We start from the raw sequence: 8,221 nt of genomic DNA on the forward strand, positions 1-8,221 counted from the left end.
GTCGCAAGATCACCATTGCCTCACTCATCTTTTATTTCCCGACAACTCTAATGATGCAGTGCAGCTAGGTTTGATTACTCTCAATCCAAGCAATGATAACCGCGAGCGATCGCTCATTTGTTGCCAGTAAAATAACTACTACTACACCAGAACGCATCGTAGAAGCTACTGGTTTGGCACTAAACGAAAAAGGGGAAGTCGTCCTGACAGCAAATACTTCCCACCACCACGCCCCATAGTCCTTGGTTAAAGCCTGCATTTTGCAGAGCAATTCCTAATTCGTAATACTCGCCTCCGGCAAGAAGCAAGCTACGTAATTCGTAATTAAGATTTATCAGATTGCAATCTGGTTTTTTTCATTGACCTGCAATTTGATTGTATCGACTGACAATGCGATCGCATCAATCCACAATTCGCTTGTATCGACTGACAATGTGATTGTATCGACTAATGAATTACTTTGTATAAATTTATATAAATAAATTAGGAAGTTTTGTGTAAAACTAACGCGCTCGCAACAGAGAATTATGCAGAGGTGACTGCAACCACCATAAACTCAAATTAGAGGTATGACAGTTTAAGGAGTTGCACTATTTTACTCCACTTCGGAGCTTTAAGGTGAAAGGGTGAAAAAAAGTTATAAAGCAGACTGGATAAGAGCCATAGCCCGTAGACCTCGCTGAAAAAAGGGTAATTTAGCGGGCTTCAAGCAGATCAATTCATGAGCTAAATCAGTCCAAAATTCCATTGCCCCTATCGATAATTGACCATTGCATTCCAACCCAGAAAGCACTATGTCGGCGGTGCGATGCCTACGGCGAGCTTTGCTAACGTCAGACGACCGACATATTTTTGTAGCCCCATATTGGCAGAATTACGACCGATTGTAAGCGTTGATCTGACTGATTTTCTTGCCGAATATAAGTACCTTGTTTCTGACGCAGTACAAAGTCAATTTTTTTACTATGTAGCCAATTTGCCAGTTTAATCCGATGAAATTCCCTATCGCTTAGTACCAACATTCGATATCCCTGAAATCATTGCAGCAATGGTCGAATTAATTTTTTCTGTTCTGCTAAATTGCACTCGTCCCTTCTGGATAACAACAGCCAGTACACAGGTATTGCTCTTTTTTGCTCAATTAAACTAATTACGAATAGATTTGGTGAATGCCCGAAGTGTTCTATCAATAGCAAATATTAATCGTTTTTCTGTTGTTTTTTGGCGACTTTTGAATCAGCGCAAACCACAGATATTGAATTGTCAATTGTGGCAAGAGTAAAAACCTTTGTATACTCCGTCGCCGACTTTCAAATCTTATCAGTTGTGGAATACTGTTGCTAGTTTCTCAATCGTCACAGTTTTATGAAATTGTAATAGCATCAATCTTGATTGAGAGCATCTTGTACTGCACGGGTGTCATATTAATTTATATTGAAGCTCTTTTCTACGCAGCTTCAATGTAAATTGATATAACGATATTTTCGATACCGAATTGGGAGAGGTTATCAAACCTTCAAGTGTCCAAGGGCAATTCCTCTCACGAGTGTACAATGGCGACCAAAGACGCTTGGATGCTGAGATTGATATTGCTTTAGAGTCTTTAAAGGCTGACAAAAAGAAGGAACAGAATAAGAAAAAGCGGAAATTTTGGCGATATCCAATTGGCACAACTCTTGTATTGAGCTCACCAGATAGACGGTTCTTCTTAAATGCCTATGATTATATAGAGAATAATCTGAAAGTCAGGTCAACTGCTGATGATATTTGGCATTCTTTAAGTTCTCTCTGTGAACAGGTGCGGCTAAAAGGTCATATATAAAATAACAAAGTGGGTTGATGTGATTGAACATTGAGAAGTCAATTGCAGGCTAACAAGCGCGTTGCAACAGACGAACGCAAGCCCTCAGCGTGGAGTTAAAAGATATTTGCTGTGGTGGCTCTTTAACCTTAGCGCGATCGCATCTCTCATAAACTGCAACGCTGAATAGTGCCGAAGGCATCAATCGATTTGATTGACAAAAGACTCTTCGCAGCCGAAACAGCGATCGCAAGGGCTGGCGTTGCTTCTCTTCTGTATGAGATACTCCGCCTCGCTTGCTTCTCCGTAGGAGTACGCTTTGCTTGCAATGACTGTAAATATTTTGTCCATCTACTTATTTTTTTACTTGGAAGTCCCTTAGAGGCTGTTTTCCTCCTGCCCTTTAACTCCTATCTTTATTGATAAAGTTTTAAATCGGGCAAGCTTAAACAAAAAGTAAGCATTGTGAATGCATTCACTTGCACTGTGAATGCATCAACTTACATTGTGAATGTATCGACTTGCATTATGAATGCATCGGCTTACATTGTGAATGCATCTTACGGTGTATGTTTCAAAGCACTCCTTAGTTAGAGTCTTTGTACTAGATTGCCGTGCTACTATACGGCTCATTCCTGTTGTTACTTGTAGGAGACAATTATGGAGATCAGTAGACGCAGCTTGTTGAAAACTGCTTCTGCTTCGGGATTAGTAGCGGCAGGACTTGCAGTTTCGGAAGGATTTTTGCAGCCGCTCCTTGCTCAAACAGAACCTGTTGATGAAAAGACTCAACTACTAGCCCAAACACCCACTCCAACTCGACGTGGCGAAATGTTGTATCGCACCCTCGGACGTACTGGAGAACAAGTATCTGCGATTGGCTTGGGTGGGTTTCACATTGGAAAAATTGAAGAGGAGCAAGAAAGTATCAAACTAATCCGCAGTGCCATTGATCGCGGCATCAACTTTATGGATAACTCTTGGGACTATCATAATGGGCGTAGCCATCGGTGGATGGGAAATGCTCTTAAGGATGGTTATCGCCAAAAGGTCTTCCTAATGACGAAAATCGATGGTCGCACTAAAAGTTCTGCCAAGATGCAGATTGATGAATCGCTCAAAGATTTGCAGGTCGATCACATTGATTTATTGCAGCATCATGAAATACTGCGCTTTGAAGACCCCGATCGCATCTTCGCTCCTGGCGGTGCGATGGAGGCAGTCGTCGAGGCACAGAAGGCAGGCAAAATTCGCTATATCGGTTTCACAGGACATAAGAATCCCCTGATTCACCTTCAGATGTTGGAAACTGCTACACAAAATGGTTTCCGCTTCGATACTGTGCAGATGCCATTGAATGTTATGGATGCTCATTTTAGAAGTTTTGAACATCAGGTTTTACCTGTGCTAGTGAAAAACAACATTGGTGTGCTGGGAATGAAATCGATCGGGGAGTCTTATATTCTCAGAAGCAACACTGTTAGTGCGATCGAGTGCCTGCACTACGCAATGAATTTGCCAACGTCAGTCGTAATTACGGGCATCGATAGCATGAGAATTTTAGACCAAGCGTTTGAGGCAGTCCGCACGTTTAAGCCAATGGATCAGGCACGAGTTACAGCACTGTTAGCGCGTACCCGTGAGGCAGCGGCTAAAGGGCAGTACGAACGATATAAGACCACAACCCAAAATGACAGTACAGCTATGAATCCAGCTTATCTTGGGTAAAGATTAATACTATGTTTGACTGTTTATTTATACAAACAGCGATGTCTACAACGGCTACGCCTACGCAATTTTGCAGGTGTAACCTTAGATCGAGTTGATGCGTTACGCACATCTTCTCAAAATCAATTCTTGTGTTACTTGACTTAGGGACTTCCAAATAAAAAAATGTCCCAAAACTTACGCAAAAACCCTCTCATTTCTCCTCTCTCTGGGTTCTCTGTGGTTCGCTTATTTGGATAATTTATTTCTTGGAAGTCCCTTGAGGTATTTTCACAAAAAGCTAGGTGATTCATTGCTGTCCCTATCTTGATTGCTACCAAGTCTATCAATTGGAAGATGTATTTATCCTCAAAACTTTGATGATATGAAGGGAGGTACAAACTGGCTGACTTTGACATTTTTGGTGTGTGCTAAAAGTATCGCTATTTTGTTTAAGTTAAGATACCATCTAGAACATAATTATGAAACGCATTGCGTATTTAGGACTCGGCATCATGGGCAGTGGGATGGCAACCAACTTGCTCAAAGCGGGCTATGATTTGAACGTTTGGAATCGTAGTCTAGAGTCCTGTAAGTCTCTGGTTGAACAAGGTGCAACACAAGCACAAACACCAGCACAAGCCGTAGAGAATGCCGAGGCGATTCTCTACTCGTTCTCGAATGACAATGCGGTTGAAGAGGTTGTCTTTGGAAAAGATGGCATTTTATCGAACGTGCGATCGGGACAAATTGCGATCGACGTGAGTACAGTTCATCCTGATACCTCGCGTCGAGAAGCCGCAGCCTATGCCGAAAAGCAGGTCGAATTTCTTGATGTTCCCGTTTTTGGCAGTAAAAACGAATCCGCCGCTGGGGGATTGTGGATTGTCGTTAGTGGCAAGCGCGAGGTATTTGAGCAAGTCAAACCAATTTTGGAGCCGTTGAGCGAAACGATCCATTATCTAGGCGACACTGGCAAAGGTGCATCAATGAAACTCATCGGTAATTCGATTGTGGCAACCCAAATCGAAGCGTTAGGGGAAGCGCTGATTCTGGCAACCAAAGCCGGACTTAATACACAAGACGTTCTTGATGTGCTGCATGTGGTAGATTTTCGCTCTCCAATTTTTGACGGCATGGGCAAGATGCTAGTAAATCGCGATTTCACGCCAAGTTTTGCGTTAAATAATTTGCTCAAAGATGCCAATTTGATCGCTCGATTTGCTCAAGATTTAAATTCTCCAATGCCTGCTGCCGCAATTGTCAGAGAAACCATTAAAACAGCAGTTAATCAAGGATGGGGGGAAGAAAATGCGTCGGCATTCATTAAAGCTTTGGAATTGGAAGCAGGAGTGACGGTTAAATCATAACTGCAAATTTCTCCATTAGAAAATACACCTTTATTTAAGGAAAACATTAGATATGCCTAACTTCAAAATATTCTCAACTGGTTTAGTAGCGATCGCTTTATCTCTGGCGACTGGTTGCACACCAACTAATCCGCATGACCAGAATACATCTGAAGTTCCAGCTGCTCAGTCTGTGCAAAGGACAGAGAGTCCATCACCAACACCAAATGCCTCACCAACTGCATCAGGACAAAATACCCTCAGTTCTTCAGACAAAAAGTTTATAACTGAAGCTGCTCAAGGAGGTTTAGCAGAAGTTCAACTAGGACAACTGGCATTACAACGTGGAACTAGTGATGCAGTAAAACAGTATGGACAGCATATGGTTGATGATCACACCCCAGTGAATGATCAACTCAAACAGTTGGCGCTTCAAAAAGGTGTCACGCTGCCAACTACTATTGGCAGAAAAAATCAGCAAGCCAAGCAACGCTTATCTAAGCTTTCTGGTAAGAACTTTGATCGCCAATATCTGAATCTGATGCTTCAAGATCATCAAAAGGATGTTGCTGCATTTAAAAATGAAGCTGAAAAGGGACAAGATCCTGATCTAAAAGCATTTGCGGCTCAAGCGCTACCAACCCTCCAACAACATTTGGAACAGGTTCGTTCCCTTGCTAATTCTGGAACTTCAACCAGTAGCCCAACTCCAACTAGCACCCCAACTTCAACCAGTAGCCCAATTCCAACTACTACCCCGTAATATGATGTCCGGCAAATTGCACGTAATTAATCGATTACGAGTGAAACGAGGCAATCGCATGGTTTTTGGGATTACTTTCCTACCCTGCGGGAATGCTAAGTACAGTCTTGCATAAAATCGTGGCGTTTTTAAATGCATAGGGGTACATTGGCATTGCAGAGGGACACATTGGCATTGTAGACGGATGCATTGCCATTGCAGATGGAGACATTGGCATTGTAGAGCGATACATTGGCATTTCATTGATTTGCTACGAATTAATAAAATGCTGTATTAAGAGCGAACGATCGCAATGACCAAATAATTACTAATTTGTAATAACGCTCTCTATGAGACGCTGCATGTAGCTTGCTTCTTTGCAGGAGTACGCGGATAACGCTGTGCTAACGTAATTACAGCTATTTTCAGGTAATATAGACCATGCGGTAGGGACGCAAGGTCTTGCGCCCCTACGACAGATGTGGTTCAAATACTTGAATTCTGCTGTAAATTGCAACTACGAATTACGAATTACGTTGACGGTTATTTAAGCGGACTTGTATAAGTCCAAAATTTCATCATTAAGGAACTACAATGTCTGAATTGTTTAAAGGAGAATTTTCTCGTCGTCAAATTCTGACTGCTGCTGGATTAGGAGCCATTTCAGCCGTCGCACTTGATAGTACGGGCGAAGAGGTTACTGCCCAACAGCCGACTGGGCAAGCCACGCCACACGGAGGAACTCTGCCGCCTCAGATTGAATTTGCGCCGATATCGGAAAAGACTGAAGTCGATACGGGTGGGCCTCCGACTGCATTGCCCCCAGAGCGACGGTTGGGATTTGCGATCATTGGACTTGGTAGACTGACATTGGAAGAAATCATGCCTGCGTTTGCAGAATGTAAGCTAGCAAAGCCAACTGCATTAGTTAGTGGCGATGCTGCCAAAGCGAATCAAGTTGCCCAGCAGTATGGTATTAAACCGCAGAACGTTTACAATTATCAGAATTACGACAATCTCCGCAACAATCCAGATGTTGATGTGATCTATATTGTATTGCCCAACAGTATGCACCGGGAATATACGGTGCGTGGTGCTAAAGCAGGGAAGCACATTTTGTGTGAGAAGCCAATGGCAACCACGGTCGAAGATGCTCAACAGATGATCGACGCGTGCAAACAGGCCAATCGCAAGCTGATGATTGCATATCGCTGCCAATACGAGCCACACCATCGTGCCATGATTCAGATGATTCGCAGCAAAGAACTAGGAACTGTGAAAGTGATTCAGGCAGATAACGGACAAAATCAGGGCGGTGACTTAAACCAGTGGCGGTTGAAACGCGCTCTAGCTGGAGGTGGCTCTTTACCAGATGTGGGAGTTTATTGCTTGAATGCAACTCGCTATTTGACAGGAGAGGAACCGATCGCAATTAGCGCCCAAACCTTTACCACTCCTGGCGATCCACGCTTCAAAGAGGTGGAAGAAAGCGTTACCTTTCAGCTGGGGTTTCCCAGTGGAGTGCTAGCGATTTGCTCCACTAGCTATGGCTTTCACGAAGCGCGGCGGTTTCGTGTCTTCGGCTCGGATGCCTGGGGACAACTCGATCCGGCGTTCTCCTATAACGGTTTGCGAATGATGATTTCGCGCAAATCGCCAACAAATAGCATGGCAGAAAACGTCAGCGAAGTGCGGATAGGCGAGAAGAACCAGTTCGCCTTAGAAATTGATCACATGGCGGATTGTGTGATTGGGAATAAGCAACCCCATACACCTGGCGAAGAAGGTTTGCAAGACCAAAAATTGATAGCGTTGATTTACGAAGCGGCACAAACAGGCAAGACGATTACTCTACCTCGTGTATCAGGGCTAGATACCACTCGTGGCCCCGCTCCTCGAATGCTGAAGTAATACTAAGTTGCGTTCAGAGGTAGTATCCTGAGATGAGGAAAGAAAGTTAAAGAACGCAAGCGATCGCTATTTTTGTAATTAAAAGTACAGATTATTTGATGAATTATGTATAAAAAAAAGAGATTATGAGTATGAAATATGTTAAGTAATATCCTAATGAACAAGCGTTAAATATTGTCGGGGACTATCTTATGGCATCAGGCTTCAACTGTGCTAGTTCAAAGCGTAAAACGAATTTCAAATTGAATGTACCCAGTGCTACAGCCGTAACAGAACAGATGTACTTGTTTTTTCGTGAGATAGAAGACCCGCGTTAGCGAAGCTCGCCGCAGGCATCGCAACGCACTCGTGCCCACTTGTTAACAGACATTCTAATTATCGGAATACTATCAGTGATTGCAGGAGGTAAAGGATGGGAAGATATGGAAACTTACGGGTTAAGCAAATATGATTGGTTAACGGAATTTTTAGCTCTACCTAATGGTATTCCTTGTCCAGATATGTTTCGACGAGTATTTGAGTGTTGCTTTCAAAAATGGGTACAGTCGATAGTTGAAACAGTAGGTACACAAGTGATTTCCATCGATGGCAAGACTCTTAAAGGTTCCTATGACAGAGAACAAGGAAAATCAGTCTTACACCTTGTCAGTCTCTTGATTAGAGTTGTCGGGAAATAAAAGATGAGTGAGGCAATGGTGATCTTGCGACACC

Annotated in this window: 8 protein-coding genes and 1 pseudogene; 6 read left to right on the forward strand and 3 right to left on the reverse strand. The window is 43.1% G+C overall.

Annotated elements, in window-relative coordinates; all coding sequences use genetic code 11:
• Positions 1-64: 64 nt before the first annotated feature.
• Positions 65-259 (reverse strand): hypothetical protein, encoded by a 195-nt coding sequence (locus Q0541_RS15485; protein WP_298911583.1) that lies wholly within the window; start codon positions 257-259, stop codon positions 65-67.
• Positions 260-833: 574 nt separating this feature from the next.
• Positions 834-1,022, reverse strand: coding sequence for a hypothetical protein (locus Q0541_RS15490; protein ID WP_298911584.1), 189 nt, complete (start codon positions 1,020-1,022; stop codon positions 834-836).
• A gap of 458 nt (positions 1,023-1,480) precedes the next feature.
• Between Q0541_RS15490 and Q0541_RS15495 the strand changes: the two genes are divergently transcribed.
• Positions 1,481-1,822: a macro domain-containing protein gene (locus Q0541_RS15495; protein ID WP_298911590.1), complete on the forward strand. Its 342-nt coding sequence runs from the start codon at positions 1,481-1,483 to the stop codon at positions 1,820-1,822.
• A 49-nt stretch (positions 1,823-1,871) separates the two neighbouring features.
• Here the strand turns inward: Q0541_RS15495 and Q0541_RS15500 are convergent, their stop codons facing one another.
• A complete protein-coding gene (locus Q0541_RS15500) occupies positions 1,872-2,003 on the reverse strand; it encodes a hypothetical protein (RefSeq protein WP_298911585.1) in 132 nt (43 codons plus the stop codon).
• 458 nt (positions 2,004-2,461) lie between these two features.
• Here Q0541_RS15500 and Q0541_RS15505 point away from each other — a divergent pair, with 458 nt between their 5' ends.
• The 5 genes and pseudogenes from Q0541_RS15505 to Q0541_RS15525 form a co-directional block, all read left to right on the forward strand.
• Positions 2,462-3,529, forward strand: a complete 1,068-nt coding sequence (locus tag Q0541_RS15505; protein ID WP_298911586.1) for an aldo/keto reductase — start codon at positions 2,462-2,464, stop codon at positions 3,527-3,529.
• A gap of 461 nt (positions 3,530-3,990) precedes the next feature.
• Complete coding sequence (locus tag Q0541_RS15510; RefSeq protein WP_298911587.1) at positions 3,991-4,878, forward strand: NAD(P)-dependent oxidoreductase; 888 nt, start codon at positions 3,991-3,993, stop codon at positions 4,876-4,878.
• A 52-nt stretch (positions 4,879-4,930) separates the two neighbouring features.
• Positions 4,931-5,620: a DUF4142 domain-containing protein gene (locus Q0541_RS15515; protein ID WP_298911588.1), complete on the forward strand. Its 690-nt coding sequence runs from the start codon at positions 4,931-4,933 to the stop codon at positions 5,618-5,620.
• Positions 5,621-6,193: 573 nt separating this feature from the next.
• The gene (locus Q0541_RS15520; RefSeq protein WP_298911589.1) at positions 6,194-7,510 is read left to right on the forward strand and encodes a Gfo/Idh/MocA family oxidoreductase; all 1,317 of its coding nucleotides are present in this window, start codon (positions 6,194-6,196) and stop codon (positions 7,508-7,510) included.
• A 338-nt stretch (positions 7,511-7,848) separates the two neighbouring features.
• Positions 7,849-8,160: pseudogene (locus Q0541_RS15525) on the forward strand (ISAs1 family transposase); the annotation flags it as partial.
• Positions 8,161-8,221: the final 61 nt, after the last annotated feature.

It is taken from the genome of uncultured Nostoc sp. (assembly GCF_937863485.1).
Lineage (GTDB): Bacteria > Cyanobacteriota > Cyanobacteriia > Cyanobacteriales > Nostocaceae > Nostoc.

What these genes read in the sequence shown, in the direction of transcription:
- Q0541_RS15485 (WP_298911583.1), bottom strand. Translation starts at nt 259, where the DNA reads ATGCAGGCTTTAACCAAGGACTATGGGGCGTGGTGGTGGGAAGTATTT.
- Q0541_RS15490 (WP_298911584.1), bottom strand. Translation starts at nt 1,022, where the DNA reads ATGTTGGTACTAAGCGATAGGGAATTTCATCGGATTAAACTGGCAAAT.
- Q0541_RS15500 (WP_298911585.1), bottom strand. Translation starts at nt 2,003, where the DNA reads ATGCCTTCGGCACTATTCAGCGTTGCAGTTTATGAGAGATGCGATCGC.
- Q0541_RS15505 (WP_298911586.1), top strand. Translation starts at nt 2,462, where the DNA reads ATGGAGATCAGTAGACGCAGCTTGTTGAAAACTGCTTCTGCTTCGGGA.
- Q0541_RS15510 (WP_298911587.1), top strand. Translation starts at nt 3,991, where the DNA reads ATGAAACGCATTGCGTATTTAGGACTCGGCATCATGGGCAGTGGGATG.
- Q0541_RS15515 (WP_298911588.1), top strand. Translation starts at nt 4,931, where the DNA reads ATGCCTAACTTCAAAATATTCTCAACTGGTTTAGTAGCGATCGCTTTA.
- Q0541_RS15520 (WP_298911589.1), top strand. Translation starts at nt 6,194, where the DNA reads ATGTCTGAATTGTTTAAAGGAGAATTTTCTCGTCGTCAAATTCTGACT.